This window comes from Marinobacter sp. Arc7-DN-1 (assembly GCF_003441595.1).
In the GTDB taxonomy this organism is placed as follows: Bacteria; Pseudomonadota; Gammaproteobacteria; order Pseudomonadales; family Oleiphilaceae; genus Marinobacter; species Marinobacter metalliresistant.
On record NZ_CP031848.1, the window covers coordinates 263982 to 280798 of the forward strand.

Annotated in this window: 15 protein-coding genes and 1 riboswitch; of the genes, 11 read left to right on the forward strand and 4 right to left on the reverse strand. The window is 60.0% G+C overall.

Annotation, left to right across the window (positions count from 1 at the left end; all coding sequences use genetic code 11):
* Positions 1-4 precede the first annotated feature (4 nt).
* From D0851_RS01315 to D0851_RS01330, 4 genes are all read left to right on the forward strand, one after another.
* Complete coding sequence (locus D0851_RS01315; protein ID WP_117617011.1) at positions 5-688, forward strand: TetR/AcrR family transcriptional regulator; 684 nt, start codon at positions 5-7, stop codon at positions 686-688.
* 36 nt (positions 689-724) lie between these two features.
* The gene (locus D0851_RS01320) at positions 725-2188 is read left to right on the forward strand and encodes an NAD-dependent succinate-semialdehyde dehydrogenase (RefSeq protein WP_117620235.1); all 1464 of its coding nucleotides are present in this window, start codon (positions 725-727) and stop codon (positions 2186-2188) included.
* A gap of 24 nt (positions 2189-2212) precedes the next feature.
* Positions 2213-3436, forward strand: coding sequence for a CaiB/BaiF CoA transferase family protein (locus D0851_RS01325; protein ID WP_117617012.1), 1224 nt, complete (start codon positions 2213-2215; stop codon positions 3434-3436).
* Between the two features lie 161 nt (positions 3437-3597).
* A riboswitch (glycine riboswitch) is annotated at positions 3598-3696 on the forward strand.
* Between the two features lie 164 nt (positions 3697-3860).
* Positions 3861-5078, forward strand: coding sequence for a D-amino acid dehydrogenase (locus D0851_RS01330; RefSeq protein ID WP_117617013.1), 1218 nt, complete (start codon positions 3861-3863; stop codon positions 5076-5078).
* A gap of 31 nt (positions 5079-5109) precedes the next feature.
* On the opposite strand, the gene D0851_RS01335 is transcribed toward D0851_RS01330, so the two are convergent.
* The 4 genes from D0851_RS01335 to D0851_RS01350 all read right to left on the reverse strand — a co-directional run bounded on the left by D0851_RS01335 (position 5110) and on the right by D0851_RS01350 (position 10710).
* A complete protein-coding gene (locus tag D0851_RS01335; protein WP_117617014.1) occupies positions 5110-6669 on the reverse strand; it encodes an FGGY-family carbohydrate kinase in 1560 nt (519 codons plus the stop codon).
* The gene (locus D0851_RS01340; RefSeq protein WP_117617015.1) at positions 6651-8258 is read right to left on the reverse strand and encodes a glycerol-3-phosphate dehydrogenase/oxidase; all 1608 of its coding nucleotides are present in this window, start codon (positions 8256-8258) and stop codon (positions 6651-6653) included. Before D0851_RS01340 ends, D0851_RS01335 begins: the two co-directional genes overlap by 19 nt.
* Before the next feature lie 8 nt (positions 8259-8266).
* The gene (locus D0851_RS01345; RefSeq protein ID WP_117617016.1) at positions 8267-9871 is read right to left on the reverse strand and encodes an FAD-binding oxidoreductase; all 1605 of its coding nucleotides are present in this window, start codon (positions 9869-9871) and stop codon (positions 8267-8269) included.
* Positions 9872-10059: 188 nt separating this feature from the next.
* A complete protein-coding gene (locus D0851_RS01350) occupies positions 10060-10710 on the reverse strand; it encodes a type II secretion system protein N (RefSeq protein WP_117617017.1) in 651 nt (216 codons plus the stop codon).
* Positions 10711-10875: 165 nt separating this feature from the next.
* Between D0851_RS01350 and gspE the strand changes: the two genes are divergently transcribed.
* The 7 genes from gspE to gspK all read left to right on the forward strand — a co-directional run bounded on the left by gspE (position 10876) and on the right by gspK (position 16815).
* Positions 10876-12384 carry a type II secretion system ATPase GspE gene (gene gspE, locus D0851_RS01355; protein ID WP_117617018.1) on the forward strand — a complete coding sequence of 503 codons (1509 nt, stop codon included), beginning with the start codon at positions 10876-10878 and terminating at the stop codon, positions 12382-12384.
* A gap of 3 nt (positions 12385-12387) precedes the next feature.
* Positions 12388-13599: a type II secretion system inner membrane protein GspF gene (gene gspF / locus D0851_RS01360; RefSeq protein WP_117617019.1), complete on the forward strand. Its 1212-nt coding sequence runs from the start codon at positions 12388-12390 to the stop codon at positions 13597-13599.
* A gap of 68 nt (positions 13600-13667) precedes the next feature.
* Complete coding sequence (gene gspG, locus D0851_RS01365; RefSeq protein ID WP_117620236.1) at positions 13668-14120, forward strand: type II secretion system major pseudopilin GspG; 453 nt, start codon at positions 13668-13670, stop codon at positions 14118-14120.
* A 6-nt stretch (positions 14121-14126) separates the two neighbouring features.
* Positions 14127-14657, forward strand: coding sequence for a type II secretion system minor pseudopilin GspH (gene gspH, locus D0851_RS01370; protein ID WP_117617020.1), 531 nt, complete (start codon positions 14127-14129; stop codon positions 14655-14657).
* On the forward strand, positions 14654-15025 hold the full coding sequence (gene gspI, locus D0851_RS01375; protein ID WP_117617021.1) for a type II secretion system minor pseudopilin GspI: 372 nt from the start codon (positions 14654-14656) through the stop codon (positions 15023-15025). The genes gspH and gspI overlap by 4 nt, the downstream gene beginning before the upstream one ends.
* A 2-nt stretch (positions 15026-15027) precedes the next feature.
* The gene (gene gspJ / locus D0851_RS01380; RefSeq protein ID WP_117617022.1) at positions 15028-15789 is read left to right on the forward strand and encodes a type II secretion system minor pseudopilin GspJ; all 762 of its coding nucleotides are present in this window, start codon (positions 15028-15030) and stop codon (positions 15787-15789) included.
* 6 nt (positions 15790-15795) lie between these two features.
* On the forward strand, positions 15796-16815 hold the full coding sequence (gene gspK / locus D0851_RS01385; protein WP_117617023.1) for a type II secretion system minor pseudopilin GspK: 1020 nt from the start codon (positions 15796-15798) through the stop codon (positions 16813-16815).
* Positions 16816-16817 lie beyond the last annotated feature (2 nt).

Sequence of the window (16817 nt, forward strand, 5' to 3'; positions counted from 1 at the left end):
AGCTATGATCGAGAATTATGAGGCATTTCGTGGTGAACTCAGCATGTCCAAGGAGGATGTGATCCGTGATGTTTACCGTCAGAACAAGGAACGGATCAGCATCAAGAAGGAGGCGACGGCGGTCAGAAATCTGACCCGGATCATCGAGTCGACCCTGCGGCTGGCCAACTCCAAGGGTTTCCATGCCATGACGCTCAGGGATCTGTGTGGGGATTCCGGAATGAGCATGGGTGGCCTCTATGCCTATATCCGCAACAAGGACGACCTGATCCATCTGATCCAGAGCCACGGCTTCATTATCACGCGCCGGACCCTGCTGCATTACACCGCAGAGGTCCCGGATGTCCGTGACCGTTTGTTTGCGGCGATCAAGGCACACCTGTACCTGAGCGAACTGATGCGGGCCTGGTTCTACTTTTCCTACATGGAAGCGACGAGACTGCCGGCTGAGGAAAAACGCGACGCGGTTGCCATTGAGCTGGAGATCGAAGAGATCTTCCTGGGGTTAATTGAAGACGGCATTGAGGCGGGGGTTTACCGCTCAAGAAATGCCCGCCTCGTTGCGTCGATGGCCAAGGCCCTGTTGCAGGACTGGTACCTGAAGCGCAGAAAATACCGTGACCAGAATGTTGCCGTTGACGACTATGCTGCGTTTGTCAGGGATGTAATTGAAAGCTATCTGCTCTGAGGGCGCTGACTCTCTCCTGTGAGGACTGTGATGACTATCAGATTGGCGAATCCGGAACTTGTGCGCGAAAGCGCCTATATCAACGGCGAATGGGTCCAGGCCCGTTCAGGTATCCGACTCCCGGTAACCAATCCGGCCAATGGTGAGCATCTGGCGAATGTGCCGGATATGGACGCCGACGACACCCGGCAGGCCATCCGGGCGGCGGAGGCCGCATGGCCGGAATGGCGTGCCCGCCCGGCCAGGGAACGAACGGGTATACTGCGCCGCTGGTTCGATCTGGTGATGCAGCATCAGGAAGACCTGGCTCGCCTGATGACGGCGGAGCAGGGCAAGCCTCTGGCGGAAGCCCGCGGTGAGGTAGGTTACGGCGCCAGCTTCATCGAGTGGTTTGCCGAGGAAGCCAAACGGGCCTACGGCGACGTGATTCCGGGCCACGGTCGGGACAAGCGGATTGTGGTGATCAAACAGCCCATCGGGGTGGTGGCGGCGATCACGCCCTGGAACTTCCCGGTAGCCATGATTACCCGAAAGGTGGCGCCGGCCCTGGCCGCTGGCTGCCCGGCGGTGGTCAAGCCCGCGGAAGACACACCCTTGTGCGCCCTCGCTCTGGGGGCTTTGGCAGAGGAGGCCGGTGTTCCACCGGGGGTCCTTAACATCATTACCTGCTCGAAAAGCCGGGCGCCGGAGGTAGGCGAGGAGCTGACTACCAACCCGGCAGTGCGCAAGGTGTCGTTCACTGGCTCCACGCCGGTAGGCAAACTGCTTATGCGCCAGGCCAGCGGCACGGTCAAGAAAGTGAGCCTGGAGCTGGGTGGCAATGCTCCGTTCATTGTGTTTGACGATGCCGATCTCGATGCCGCGGTGGCCGGACTGATGGCCTCAAAGTACCGCAATACCGGGCAGACCTGTGTCTGCGCCAACCGCATCTATGTCCAGTCCGGCGTGTACGACGAATTTGCTGAAAAGCTGAAGGAAGCCGTCAGCAAGATGGTGGTGGGCGCCGGTCTCGAAGGCGAGACCCACCAGGGTCCGCTGATCAATCAGGCGGCCCTGGACAAGGTCAAGCGGCATATCGCCGATGCCACCGGCAAGGGGGCAAAAGTGGTTCTGGGAGGGCAGGAGCACGCCCTCGGCGGCACCTTCTTCGAGCCAACCATCCTCACCGACGTCACCCAGGACATGCTGGTGGCCCGTGAGGAGACCTTTGGCCCGGTGGCGCCGCTGTTCCGGTTTGATACCGAGGAGCAGGCAATCGCCATGGCCAACGATTCGGAATTTGGTCTGGCGGCCTACTTCTACAGCAACGACATCCGGCGCATCTGGCACGTAGCCGAGGCGCTTGAGACCGGCATGATCGGGATCAACGAGGGGATCATTTCCACCGAGGCGGCCCCCTTTGGCGGCGTCAAGGAAAGCGGCCTGGGTCGGGAAGGCTCCCGCTATGGTCTGGACGAGTTCATGGAGCTCAAGTATCTCTGCCTCGGTGGCATGCGCTAAATGCCCGCTTGCAAGGAGAGCCGGGTGTCAGGCCCTTTGTCGCACCTTCGTGTCCTGGACCTTTCCAGGGTCCTGGCCGGCCCCTGGGCGGGGCAGATCCTCGGGGATCTGGGCGCGGAGGTCATCAAGATCGAGCGCCCGGGAACCGGTGACGACACCCGCTCCTGGGGGCCGCCCTATCTGCAGGGAGTTGATGGCAGCGCCGAGCTCTCCGCCTACTTCCTGACCGCCAATCGGAACAAGCAGTCCCTGGCGATCGATATCGCCCATCCCGAGGGGCAGGAACTGATCCGCAAGCTGGTGGCCGAATCGGATGTGGTGCTGGAAAACTTCAAGGTGGGCGGCCTCAAACGCCATGGCCTGGATTATGACAGCCTGAAACGCATCAACCCCAAACTCATCTACTGCTCGATTACCGGATTTGGCCAGGATGGCCCCTACGCGAAACGGCCCGGCTATGATTTCCTGATCCAGGCCATGGGCGGGCTGATGAGCATTACCGGGCAGCCGGACGGCGAGCCCGGGGCCGGGCCAATGAAGGTCGGGGTAGCCCTGACGGACATCATGACCGGGTTATACGCCACCATCGGCGTGCTTGCTGCCCTCAGCCACCGGGACCGGACCGGCGAGGGCCAGTATGTGGAGACCGCGCTGCTGGATGTGCAGGTGGCCTGCCTGGCCAATCAGGCGATGAATTACCTGACTACGGGCAAGGCACCGGCCAGGATGGGAAATGCCCATCCCAACATCGTTCCTTATCAGGATTTCCCTACCGCGGACGGCAACATGGTGCTGACCGTCGGCAACGATCAGCAGTTTGCCCGGCTGTGTGACGTGCTCGGACATCCGGACTGGGCGAGCGATGAGCGCTTTGCGACGAACCGAGCCCGGGTGGCCAACCGCAGGGAGCTGACCCCGAAACTGAGGCAGGCCACGGTGATGCGGTCTACCCGGGAGTGGGTGGAAATCCTTGAGGGGGCAGGTGTGCCCTGTGGGCCGGTGAATACCCTGGATCAGGTATTTGATGATCCCCAGGTCCTTGCGCGGGGGATGAAACAGTCTGTTTCGCATCCGGACCTGGGCGAGGTACCGATGGTCGGCAATCCAATCAAGCTGAAACTGACACCGGTGACCTACCGAGCGGCACCGCCGCTGTTAGGGGAACAGTCGGAACAGGTCCTGCAGCACATTGCGGGGCTGTCCCCCGAGGAGATCAGGGTGCTCCGGGAGCGTGGTGTTGTATCGTGAACATCCCTGTGATGGTAACCAAAGCAGGGGGTTATGCAGGGGTGGGTATAAGGCGCCAAAGGCCATGTGTTCCCGCATCAGGCTCCCGTGCGGCAGCCCGGTTTCCTGCCCCCGGGTTATTTGCTATCTTATACGCTTTGATAGGCACCAGATGCAGATCAGACATGTCAGCGGGAGAGACTGAATCACACATAAGTGTGATCAGCGCCGAAGGAGCAACTGCCCCGGAAACTCTCAGGCAAAAGGACCGCTGGCATGAAAACTTTCCGAAGAGCTGTCGACAATCGCGTCAGTCGGCACACCGAAGGAGCAAGCGGCCGGTTTCGCTGAAACGGCCCGTGAATCTCTCAGGTCCCGTGACGGAAGGGGTGCTTTCTACCATGTTGCGTAGAAAGGAAACCCTGGACGCCTCACGGAGACTGTAATGAAGCGAATCGCTGTTATTGGCGGTGGTATCACAGGTATTACCACGGCTTACACCCTTGCCAAGCGCGGGCTGGATGTCACTGTTTACGAGACGCACCGTTATGCGGCGATGGAAACCTCCTTCGCCAATGGTGGCCAGCTGTCGGCCTCTAATGCGGAGGTCTGGAATAACTGGCAGACAGTGATCAAGGGCATCAAGTGGATGTCCCGCCGGGATGCGCCGTTACTGGTTAATCCCAAACCCTCCTGGCATAAACTGAGCTGGTTCGCCGAGTTCATGGCTGCAATTCCCCAGTACGAGAAGAACACCACCGAAACCGCCCGTCTGGCCATTGCTGCCCGTGATCACCTGTTTGCCTGGGCGCAGGAAGAGGGGATCGATTTCGATCTCAAGAAGCAGGGCATTCTGCACATTTATCGCGACAAGGCCGGGTTTGATCACGCTGCCAGGGTGTCACGGCTTCTGGCCGCTGGCGGCCTGGAGCGCCGGTCCGTCACTCCGGAGGAAATGAAGGCCATTGAGCCGACTCTGGCAGGCACCTATTACGGCGGCTTTTTCACCGAGAGTGATTCCACAGGTGATATTCACAAGTTCACCAACGGGCTGGCGGATGCCATCCAGCGACTTGGCGTTAAAACCTGCTATGGCCACACGGTGACCGAGCTGAGTGCGGACGAAAACAGTGCCTGGATTACAGTGCACGATGGAGAAGAGCAATCCCGGGATACCTTCGATGGCGTGGTGATCTGTGCGGGTGTTGGTAGCCGGGGGCTGGCATCAAAGCTGGGGGACCGGGTCAATATCTACCCGGTCAAAGGCTATTCGATCACGGTTGAGCTTGACGACGAAGCCTCTCAGAAAGCCGCACCGACGGTCAGTCTGCTGGACGATGCCACCAAGATTGTCACCAGCCGGCTCGGTGATGGTCGCTTCCGTGTTGCCGGTACCGCGGAATTCAGCGGCTACAACCGCGATATCAAGGATGACCGGATCCGGCCGCTCACCCGCTGGGTCGAGCAGTGTTTCCCCGGGGTTTGTACACGCCGTGTTGTACCTTGGGCGGGTTTGCGCCCCATGCTTCCCAACATGATGCCGCGAGTCGGACCGGGCCGTCTGCCGACCGTGTTCTACAACACGGGCCATGGTCATCTGGGCTGGACGTTGTCGGCCATTACCGCCGAGATGCTGGCGGACGCTGTGGAGAAGGCGTCGTAGGGTCCGCCTTCCGCCAGGATTGCAGACCGTATCAGCCCGGGTAGCCGGTTATCTCCCTGATTTTCCGGTATAGCGGCTGAAGTTGCGGGTACATGCGCAGGTACACCTCGGAATAAAGCTTCTGGTAGAGAGCCCGGGTTTTCTCATTGGGGGAAAACACGTCCCCGACCCGGGTCATTTCGGCGACGGCGGTGTCAAAGTCCGGGTGAAGCCCGAGGCCCACAGCCGCGTCGATAGCGGCGCCGAGCCCCGAGGTTTCATAGGTGTGGGGGCGTTCAGCGGGGAGTCCGAACACATCGGCCGTCAGTTGCATGGCGGCATCGCTCTGGGAGCCGCCGCCGGCCACCCGGAGCTTTTTGATCTTCACACCGCTCCGTTTTTCGATCTTCTCCTTGCCTTCGCGCAGCGCATAGGCCAGCCCCTCGAGTATGGCCCGGTAAATGTGTGAGCGGGTGTGCACATCCCCGAAACCGATAATGGATCCTTTCGCTTCCGGCCCCGGTTGGCGCACGCCCGGTGACCAGTAGGGTTGCAACATCAGGCCCATGGAACCTGGCGGGACGGCCTTGACCAGTTCATCAAACAGCGTCTCGGGTTCGATTCCCCGTTGTTCCGCGATTTTCTGTTCGCGCAGGCCGAATTCCCGCTTGAACCAGCTCACCATCCAGAAGCCCCGGTAGATCATGACCTCAGTGGAATAGTGGCGCGGAAGCGCAGAAGGATAGGGCGGCATCAGCCGGACGGGCTCTACGTAACGCTTGCTGGTGGTATTGATGGTAGCGGTGGTGCCGTAACTCATGCAGCCGATGTCCGGTGTCAGGCCGCCCGAACCGAGAATCTCGCAGGCTTTATCCGATGCTGCCGCGATGACCGGTAACTTCCGGTTCAGGCCCAGATGCTGGCCGGCCTCCTGAGTCAGATACCCCAGGGTTTCACCGGGTGATACCAGTTCCGGCAGCATGGACGGGGTGACCGGCATGGTCTGCCATTTGAAATCCCTGGGACCAGCCCAGCGGTGTTTTTTGTAATCGAAGGGCAGATAGCCCACCTGGCTGCCGGTTGAGTCTTTGAACTCGCCGGTAAGGCGATAGTTGAGATATCCGGAAAGCAGCAGGAAATGTCGGGTTCTGGCCCAGAGTTCGGGTTCGTTCTGGGCAATCCAGCTGGCCTGGGTTTTTTCCCGGAACCGATTGATGGTGTCTTCAAGGCGGGCCAGTTTGAACAGCCAGCCCCAGGGACCTTTGACGGGGCCATCAACCCGTGCGTGGCGTTGATCCAGCCAGATGATTGCCGGCCGCAGCGGTTGGCCGTTCTCATCCAGATTGATCACGGTTCCCCGTTGAGTGGTCACGGTAACGCCAGCCACCTGGTCAGGCATTGCAGTGGTTGTCTGCCACAGTAATCTGCAGGCCTCGCCGAGCTGCTTCCAGAAGTATTCCGGATGCTGCTCGGCCCAGCCGGGTTGCCTGGAAAAGTAGGGTTCGATCTCCTGTTTGCCTTTACCAATCAGGTTGCCTTTGGTGTCAAAGAGCAGGGCGCGGATGCTCTGGGTGCCATTATCGATGGCCAGGATCAGGGGTTCAGCTGGCATTGGGCGATTCCTTCCGGGGCAGGGGAATAGGCGCTCTGGTAAATACCGAGGTAGCGGGTCTCTTCTTCTGCCCAGCGCTGGTCATCCCAGCCCAGCGCTGCCTGGCAGCGGAGTTTGATCGCCGGCAACAGCGCCTTGCCACCCTCGGCCAGAATCAGGCCAAGTCGCGTTCTTCGCAGCAGCAGATCGTCCAGATGCCGAACATCTTCTGCCTTGCAGGCCCATAGCAGCTCTGCCCAGAGCAAATCTCCATGGCGGTCCGGCACCACAGGCTCCATGGGGCCCGATGCAACCAACTGATTCAGGTCGGGTCCGTAATATCCTTGCAGTCTCTGCCAGGTCTGATGCCTGACCTGCTCCGGCCGCACCAGTTTTGGCGCAGTCTGGAAAACCGCCTGGCTGTCCGGCCGCAGAAGGCGGCCTGCACTTTCCCCGAGACCCATTTTCAGGGCTTCCCGGGCAATCACACGGAACGTCGTCAGCTTGCCGCCGGCAATGCTGATGAGCCCCCGGTCTTGTCGAATCGAGTGTTCGCGGTTTTCCTTTGACGGTGCTTTGCCGGTGCCATCCGTGACCACGGGCCGCACTCCGGCCCAGGTTGAGAGTATGTTGGATCGGGAGATGGGAGTGGCCGGGAACAGGCGAGAAGCGATCTGAAGCAGGTACTCGGTTTCCGCCTCTGAAATGACGGGCTCCTGATCCAGGCTGCCCTCATGGTCCAGGTCGGTGGTGCCCAGAACGGTTGTACCTTGCCAGGGAAAGGCAAACACCGGGCGACGGTCCTGCGGATGAAACAGCGATACCGAGCAGGACACGGGCAAGCACGACCAGGGCAGTACCAGATGGCTGCCGCGAAGGGGGCGGATGGTCATGGCCTTGGTGGCGTTCCCGCCGGTCTGGAGTCGATCGGCCCAGGCACCCGTTGCATTGATCACCAGATCGGCGGATACCTCTATCGGAGTGTCTTCCTCCTCTGGCTGGATAACCAGCCCGGACACTTTGCCCTGGCTGCGCTTTACCTCCTGAGCACGTGTGTAGTTCAGGCAGATGGCACCGTCCCTGCGGGCCTCTGCAATCAGCCGTTGTACCAGCCTGGAATCGTCGGTAACGGCGTCGGTGAAGCCGCTGGCCCCTGCCAGATTTTCGGTGGTTAGTCCGGGAACCCACAGCTCTGATTGGGCCGGGCTCAGAAAGTGCCGGCTTGGAGAGTGAGCGATGAAGTCGTAAGCCCGGAGCAGCAGCTGGAACAGGCGCGGCCCGGGAAACTGGCCTTTGAAGTGAGGCATGATGAATCGCAGTGGGCCGATAAGCCCCGGTGCTTCCGCCATTAATCGTTCGCGCTCACGGACGGCGTCCCGGGTCAGACCATAGTGCCCGCTGCCCAGGTACCTCAGTCCTCCGTGAACCATCTTTGAGGAACGGCTGGAAGTGCCCCAGGAAAAGTCTTTCTGTTCAACCAGCAGGGTGCGCAGACCGCTGCCCGCCGCTTCTCTGGCAACGCCGGCCCCGGTGATGCCGCCGCCAATCACAACCACATCGAACCCGGCGTTGTCGGTTGTCAGCGCTTTAAGAGTCTCAGCCCGCGTCATGATTCGTCTCACTCCACCAGGGTCTTCGGATTGAGAAGGGCGCCCGGGTCAAAGGTGTGGCACAGGGAACGGATCGCCAGCATACCCAGCTCGCCTTTCTCCACTGGCAGGTAGGGCGCATGGTCTTTGCCAACACCGTGCTGATGGCTGATGGTGCCCCGGTTGTTCACAATCAGTTCGGAGGTGCTTGTCTTGAGCCTTTGCCAGCGAGCGAGGGTTTGTTCGTAACTGTCGCCTACCCGGAAGACGTAAGTGGTGTAGATGCTGCAGCCCTGACTGTAAAAATGGGACAGGTGGGTAAACACGTGGGTGTTTTCCTGTTTATCCGCCAACCCTTCCCGAAGGTTGGTCTCGATAAGCCCCAGCAGGTTATCGACATTGTCCCAGTCGGTTGCGGTTTCTAGCGTGTCGACAGCATAGCCCATCTGCCAGAGCGCCTCCCGGAGGTAGGGCATGGTAAACCGTTTGGCGGCCCACTTATCACCAAGCCGGGTGCCGGTGTAGACCCCTTTGTGAGCCTTGCAGACGCGGCGGGCCTCCTGCAGGGTATTCCGGCATTGGCGCCGGCTTCCGGTGACTCCGAACGTCATCATGCATTTGCCGGTTCCGGCGCCGCGGAGCGAGAGGAAGCGTTCCAGGGTGCCGATCAGCCGGGGGTGACCGGCAAGGGCGAGTTGCGTTTCGGTCTCCACGGCGTTACTGAGGCGCAGCATGGACAGCTGGGTTCGATTCTGGACCAGCATTCGGCTTGCAGTGCGGGCACGCTCCCAGTCCGGAAAGAAGACAACGTGGAAGCTCTCGTGTTCAGGTAGCCGGGTTACGCGCACCTTAACCTCGGTAATGAGGCCGATCCGACCCTCGGAGCCCAATACCATCTCGCGGATATCCGGGCCGGCGCTCGAGGCCGGGATGGTGGGCAGGGTAAGGGTGCCTTGCAGGGTCTCAACGCGGCCGCCGGCAAAGAGTTGCTCAATTCGGCCATAACGCAGGGACTGCTGGCCACTGGAGCGGGAAGCCACCCAGCCCCCGATGGTGGACAGTTCAAAGGACTGCGGAAAATGGCCAAGGGTATAGCCGTGGGCCCGAAGCTGGGATTCTACAAGTGGACCGGGGGTGCCTGCTCCAAAGGTGGCAATCTGGCTGTCCGGGTCCAGATCCAGCAGGCGGTTCATTCTGCCCATATCCACGGTCAGCACGGGCTTGCCGTTGTCGACCGGATTGATATGCCCGGCTACGCTGGTGCCGCCACCGTAGGGAATCACGTTGATCTGCTGCTCCGCCGCCCAGGCAAGCAGTTTCCGGACATCTTCGTTCGATGCCGGATAGGCGACGCCATCAGGGAACACGCCAAAATCGCCGCTGCGCATGGCAAGCCAGTCAGCAAGGCTTTGGCCCCGGGCGTGCCGAACCCGCGTTTCCGGCGTGGTATCGATCAGGGCCTCCAGGTCAGGCCCGGGATGCAGTCGGGTTTCCGGCACCCTGGCACAAACCGACTCCAGGGTTGTGTCGGCCAGCGGACGGCCGTTCCCGATCTTGCTGGCCAGAAAGTCATGGCCCTGTTCCGGCATTGCCAGATTGAACGCCTCATCGCCCCAGCCGTTCCAGCGTCGCATCTTTCTCTTTCTCCCGGATTTAAAACGAATGTGAGCGCATTCTATAGGGTTTGCGCCGGGCGCAGGTGTCGGTTGGCGCCAGGGATGCTGTCATTTACCGCCAGCGGAACTCAAAGACACCCGCGACGGAAACCGGCAGCCACAGCGCAAGTATGCAGGTATCGCAGTTATGCAGGTATATAGGGGCCTCAGTTATTGTTCCGCAGGCGTTCTCTGAGCTGCTCAAGGCGCCGGCGGATTTCCTCCCGGCGCTGATCATCGCTCGCGGCGGTGGCTGGCGCTACGGAGGTTGTGACCGAAGCCGAAGGCTGGACGGCGTTGACCGGTTCGGCCTCACGATCTGCGGTGAATGACATCCCTTCGCGATCCTCCGACTCCGGGAAATACAGGTTCTCAAGCTTACCGGCGCGTTCAATGATTACGCGGTTTGGGTGGACCGACCGAAGCTTCGCATTGCCGGGCAGTTGATCGCCCACCAGGTAGGCTTCGGTCTTGCTCTTGTCGTCTTCGATCAGTGCGCTGCCGGGAAAATCGCCGTCCGCGGCCAGAACGCCGCGCAGGAATAGCCGAAGGTTGGTTTCCGGCAGGTTTTCGGTATCAATCTCCGTCGATGTGCTGTCCCCGGTGGCCGCCCCGAACAGGTCCAGGGAAGAGAGGTCAACACCGGGCGGCTCCCGGGCCGGAGCGGACTCGGAAACCCGCGGCTGTGCAGTGCCATAATCACCTTGCTGGCTTTCCATCTGCCAGAAACGGTAGCCCTGCCACGCTGTCAGGGCCACCATGGCAGCCCCTGCCAGAAGCGTGAGGGTCAGGGGAAGCCGTTCGTTGTTTAGGAGCATCGATCATCCTGAATGCAAGTTTGTGGGCGGCGAAAAGCCCACAGGTTATCAGACTGCAACGTTTTATTGGCAGTATAGTGTACAGAGTTATTCAGCGGCTCCATATCCTGTGGTAGCCTTTCTGAATTGATTGAATCGAAAAGGGTTTCACGAACGAGGACGACCTTGACCACAGACACTGAACTTCAGCCGCAGGATGCTCCGCTGGGCCGTCTTCCCTTTACGTTTGCCAAGCGCAACGGGGTGATCCTGACCCGTTCGGATGCGGGCGAGCCGGTCATTCTGGTTCGTCCCGGGGCGTCCCATTCCGCGCTGGCGGAAGCCAATCGGATCAGCGGCGGCCGCGCCCGCTTTGCCACGATCGATCCAGACCGGTTCGATCAGGCCCTGAACTCTGCCTACCAGAATGATTCAGCCGAAGCGATGCAGATGGTCGAGGGCATTGGCGATGACATGGACCTGGCGTCATTGGCTGACTCCGTGCCGGAAACCGAGGATCTTCTGGAGCAGGAAGACGATGCGCCGATCATTCGCCTGATCAACGCGATCCTGACCGAAGCGGTGAAAACCAGCGCCTCGGACGTGCACATTGAAACCTACGAAAAGCGGCTTGTGGTTCGTTTCCGGGTCGACGGTGTGTTACGGGAAGTGGTCGAACCCAAACGCGCGTTGGCCCCCTTGCTGGTGTCCCGCATAAAGGTCATGGCAAAGCTGGATATCGCAGAAAAGCGGGTGCCTCAGGATGGCCGTATTGCCCTGCGGGTGGCCGGGCGTGAGGTGGATATCCGGGTCTCGACGATGCCCTCTTCGAGCGGTGAACGGGTGGTTCTGCGACTGCTGGACAAGCAGGCAGGGGCCATACGGCTGGAGTCTTTGGGGATGGCCGGTCCGGATCTGAAAGTGCTTCGCAAACTGATCTACCGGCCCTATGGAATCTTGCTGGCAACCGGCCCGACAGGTTCCGGTAAATCCACCACGCTTTACGCGGCCCTTCAGGAAATCAACGATCGCAGCCGGAACATCCTCACCGTTGAGGATCCGATCGAATACAACCTGCCCGGTATCGGCCAGACCCAGGTCAATACCAAAGTGGACATGACGTTCGCCCGCGGCTTGCGCGCCATTCTCCGGCAGGATCCCGATGTGGTGATGATCGGTGAGATCCGGGATCTGGAGACCGCGGAAATTGCAGTTCAGGCCAGTCTGACAGGCCACCTGGTGCTTTCCACTTTGCACACGAACACGGCTGTTGGTGCCATTACGCGTCTGATGGACATGGGCATAGAGCCATTCCTTATATCTTCAAGTCTGGTGGGGATCGTCGCCCAGCGCCTTGTGCGGGTGCTGTGCAAGGAATGCCGGGAGCCCTACACGCCCACTGAGGAGCACTGCGAATTCCTGCAGCAGGATTCGGCCAATCCACCAACCATTTACCGGGCGAAGGGGTGCTCCCATTGCAACCACCTTGGGTATCGTGGCCGTATCGGTATCTATGAAGTGGTGGAAATCTCCGAGGAAATCGGTTCCCTGATCCACAAGCGCGTCGGGGAACTGGACCTCGAACGGGTTGCCCGCCAGCACGGCCCCAGCATTCATGCCGACGGGGTGCAGAAGATACTGGACGGTGTCACTACGGTGGAAGAAGTGCTTCGCGTCACTCACCGGGGCCGGTAAACCATGCCCGCATACGAATACAGGGCACTTGATGCCCGGGGCAAACAGAAGCGCGGTGTGGTTGAGGCCGATGCACCGAGGGTGGTTCGCCAGCAACTCCGGGACAAGGGGCTGACCCCTCTGGCCGTGGAACCGGCAGTTGAAAAGCAGACCCGCAGCAATCCGCTGAGTAGTCGCGGCTCTCTTGCTGCGGCGGACCTGGCATTGGTCACCCGCCAGTTGGCCACACTGATTCAGTCGGGTATTCCCATTGAGCAGGCCTTGTCGGCGGCATCGCAGCAATCAACCAAGCCCCGCATTCGCAGCATGCTGATTGCGATCCGCGCGAAGGTTATGGAGGGTTATACGCTTGCAGACAGTCTCGGCGAGTTTCCGAAAGCCTTTCCAAGACTTTACCGGTCCACCGTTGCTGCGGGCGAGCATGCCGGCCACCTGGATCTGGTGCTGAACCGGCTGGCCGATTACACCGAGAGCCGCCAGGAAGCTCGCCAGAAAATTCAGCTGGCGGCGATTTATCCCATCATTCTCAGCATTGTTGCCATCGCGATCGTGGTTTTCCTGTTGACCTATGTGGTGCCGGATATCATTGACGTGTTCCTGAGACAGGGGCAGGAACTGCCAACGCTCACCATGGCGATGCTGGCGGTGTCGGAATTTCTGGCGGATTACGGTGTCTACATTTTTATCTTGCTGGTGGGCGCGTTGATGGTGCTCCGGTATTTCCTGACCAAGCCCGGGTTCAGAATGCGCTTTCACAAGCGTTTGCTGCATTTGCCGCTGCTTTCCGGGATGGTGCGCGGGGTAAATACAGCCCGTTATGCCAGTACATTGAGCATTCTTACGACCAGTGGCGTGCCGCTGGTGGAGGCCATGCGTATTGCCGGCGAGGTGCTCTCGAACGACTTCCTGCGCCAGGAACTCCGGGACGCCGCCCGAAAGGTCAGCGAGGGGGGCTCATTGCATCGCTCACTGGACCAGACCGGGTACTTTCCGCCCATGATGCTGCATATGATTGCCAGCGGGGAGGCCAGTGGCGAACTCGACAGCATGCTTGAACGCACGGCACGAATGCAGGAAAACACCCTGCAATCGAAAATCGCCGCCATTGTGGGTTTGTTTGAACCCATGATGCTGTTGGTGATGGGTGTGGTGGTGCTGATTATCGTTCTGGCGATTATGCTGCCGATACTGAATATGAGTAATCTCGTGGGTTAAACCCGCGCCGGGTTGTCAGGAGACAGGCCCGAACCTAATGGAAATCCAAGTCAATGACGAGTGAAACAATGACGATCAAGAACCTGAATACACCGAAGCACAGCCAGGGCTTTACCCTGATCGAGATCATGGTGGTTATGGTCATCCTTGGCCTGCTGGTGGCCATCGTTGCCCCGAATATCATGGGGCGCAGCGAACAGGCAAAAGTGACGGTTGCGGAAACCCAATTAAGCAATATCGCCAACGCACTGGATCTTTACCGCCTGGATAACAGTCAGTACCCCTCCACCCAACAGGGCCTGGAAGCACTGGTGTCGAAGCCCAGTGGCAGCCCGGAACCGAAAAACTGGAACCCCGACGGGTACCTCAAGAGCGTTCCGGAAGATCCCTGGGGTGCCCAGTACCAGTATGTGAGCCCGGGTACCGAAGGTCCCTACGATCTGTATTCCTATGGCTCCGACGGGCAACCAGGCGGTGACGGCAACGCTGCGGATATCAGTGTCTGGAACACCAAGGGCTGAACCATTGTGCAACTCAGAGCCCCGCCTACCGGTTTTACCCTGATTGAAATACTGGTTGTCCTGGTGGTTGTGGGGCTGCTGGCGTCACTCGCCGTGTTTACCATGGGCGGAAGTTCCCAGCAGCGGGAACTGGAGAACGAAGTCAGCGAACTGTACCTGTTGATGCAGACGGCTTCGGAGCAGGCCGTTCTTAATAATCTGGAGCTGGGGCTTCGGCTGGAAGAGGGCGGCTATCAGTTTGTCGCGTTCCAGGACCAGACGGGCGACTGGAACGCATCCGGAGAGCGTCTGTTTCGTGCCCGCAGCCTGCCGGAGTGGCTGACCGTTACCCGGTTCATTGAAAGCGATACGCCGAGGCTGGCCTCGGCCGAGGATCGTCTGCTGCCGGATGTGGTGTTTTTTTCCAGTGGCGAGACCACGCCTTTCGAGCTGGAATTTACCATCGGTAGCGGGTCGGATTACAAGCAGGTGCTGGCATCTGATGGTGTGTCGCCGATGGAATGGCGTAAACCGGGCGATGACGGGAGCAGCAGGTGAGGACTCAGAACGGCTTTACGCTGATCGAAGTGCTGATCGCGCTGCTTGTTTTCGGCCTCATTGCGACCGCCGCGGCCGAAGTTGGAAGCCAGTATATCTCCAGTTATGAACGGATCCGGGATAAAACGCTGGCCAGTTGGCTGGCGGATAACCGGATCAGCCAGATCCGTCTGCAGGAAACCCTCCCGGGTATTTCCGAGACCTCCCGGGATACCGATTACGGGCCTTACCGCTGGCAGGTGACAACGGCGGTTCTGGCGACCGCGGAAGCCAGGATGCGCCGCATCGAAGTGACCGTCGCCCGATACCGGGATGATGGCGCCGCGCCGGTGCCAATACACACCCTCTCTGCGTTTGTAGGGGAATGACGATGCGGGCGCACGCTCAGTCTGTCTCGCGATCAGAGGGCGGCTTCACTCTGCTGGAGGTGTTGATTGCCGTCACCATCACCGCGGTGATCGGGCTGGGAGTATGGCAGGTGATAAGCAGCGTGGTCAGTTCCCGTGACCGGGTCAACGAACTGGCGGAACAGTTCGATGGCCTCCAGAAGGCCATGCTTCTTTTGGAGCGAGATATTCTGCAAGTGGTAAACAGGCCCGCCCGCGATATCTATGGCGATTTCAAGCCGGCGCTGTCCAGCCGCGAAGATGAGTATGCCCTGCTACTGACCCGGCAAGGCTGGCGGAACCCGTTGGGTATCCGGCGCAGCGGGCTCCAGCGGGTTGCGTGGGAATATACCGGCAGCGAATTGCGTCGGCGCTACTGGCCGATGGTGGATCAGGGCCAGGAGGAAGACAGCCGCGATGTGTTACTGCTTGAGCGTGTTAACCGCCTGGAGGTCCGGTTTCTCGATGCGAATCGTAGCTGGCAACCGCAATGGCCCACTGATGAAGCGGTGGCCGGGTTAACCCCTGGAAGCCGTCCGGATATAACGCTGCCCCTCGGGATCGAGATTACCCTTGAGCATGAGCGCTTCGGAACAATAGTCAGGACCTTTGTTTTGCCGGACTTTGATCCGGCGGTTGCCCAGGGTGCCGTCAACCAGGCCAGTCAGGCGGGCAATGAGTCTGAAGAACAAACCACGCGAGAGCAGGCTGGCGGCAGCGCCGGCGTTCCCGGGCAGGGGGGCTGACAGGTCATGCAGCGAATCTCCGGTTTTCCCGGCAAGGGCCAGCATGGCGTAGCGCTGATCATGGTGCTTCTTGCCATGGCTCTGGTGGTCATGCTTGCCTCAGGGATGACCCAGCAGCAGAGCATCCGGGTTTTCAGGGCGGGTCATTACCTGGCTCAACAACAGGGGCAGAGCATTGCCCTGGGCGCCGAGGTCTTTGCCCGGCAGATTCTGAGCAGGGATTTCGAAGAAGACAAGGAAGACAGCCTGATGGTCGACAGCCTGGATGAATTCTGGGCCGCCAACGCCGCTGTTTTGCCATTGGATGACAACGGCGTGGCCGAAGTGCAGATCGACGATCTGGGCGGGCGCCTGAATCTGAACGATCTGGTTGGCGGAAACGGCCAGGTTGACGCCCAGGTTGACGCGTTGACACGAGACCGTTTTGTCCGGCTTTTTGCGGCGTTGGGAATTACCGCCTTGTCGGTAGACGCCCTGGTCGACTGGATTGATCCGAATGACCAGACGGTGACTGCCTACGGTGCCGAGGACGGCCAGTATCTGATGGCCGATCCGGGCTACCGTGCCGGCAATCAGCCCTTTACCAGCGTGACCGAGCTGCGGCTGATCGAGGGCATGACCGAGGAAATCTATCAGGCCCTCAGGCCCCACGTCGTGGCACTTCCGGTGTCCGGGGCTGGCGTCAACGTGAATACCGCCACAGCGATGGTGATTCGCTCGCTGCATGAAGAACTGACGGACGCCCAGGCTGCGTCTATTCTAGAGAAGCGGGAAGAAGAACCCTTCGAGAACCTGCAGGACTTCCTGGCGCTGCCGGAGTTTGCCGGCCTCGGGCTCAAGTCTGCGGGCCTGGGTTTGCGGACCCGTTTTTTTGAAGTTGCTTCGAGGATTACCTACGATAACCGTGTCGTTAATATGGTCAGTACCGTGTACCGGACCCCGGAAGGGGAGGTCCGGACGGTTCACAGGGATACCGGACAGAAAAACCGAATCACCAAAGAGCCTTTTACCATTTCAGAAGGATAACC

Coding starts and splice junctions, on each gene's coding strand:
- D0851_RS01315 (WP_117617011.1), top strand. CDS start 5: ATGATCGAGAATTATGAGGCATTTCGTGGTGAACTCAGCATGTCCAAG.
- D0851_RS01330 (WP_117617013.1), top strand. CDS start 3,861: ATGAAGCGAATCGCTGTTATTGGCGGTGGTATCACAGGTATTACCACG.
- D0851_RS01335 (WP_117617014.1), bottom strand. CDS start 6,669: ATGCCAGCTGAACCCCTGATCCTGGCCATCGATAATGGCACCCAGAGC.
- D0851_RS01340 (WP_117617015.1), bottom strand. CDS start 8,258: ATGACGCGGGCTGAGACTCTTAAAGCGCTGACAACCGACAACGCCGGG.
- D0851_RS01345 (WP_117617016.1), bottom strand. CDS start 9,871: ATGCGACGCTGGAACGGCTGGGGCGATGAGGCGTTCAATCTGGCAATG.
- D0851_RS01350 (WP_117617017.1), bottom strand. CDS start 10,710: ATGCTCCTAAACAACGAACGGCTTCCCCTGACCCTCACGCTTCTGGCA.
- gspF (WP_117617019.1), top strand. CDS start 12,388: ATGCCCGCATACGAATACAGGGCACTTGATGCCCGGGGCAAACAGAAG.
- gspG (WP_117620236.1), top strand. CDS start 13,668: ATGACGATCAAGAACCTGAATACACCGAAGCACAGCCAGGGCTTTACC.
- gspJ (WP_117617022.1), top strand. CDS start 15,028: ATGCGGGCGCACGCTCAGTCTGTCTCGCGATCAGAGGGCGGCTTCACT.
- gspK (WP_117617023.1), top strand. CDS start 15,796: ATGCAGCGAATCTCCGGTTTTCCCGGCAAGGGCCAGCATGGCGTAGCG.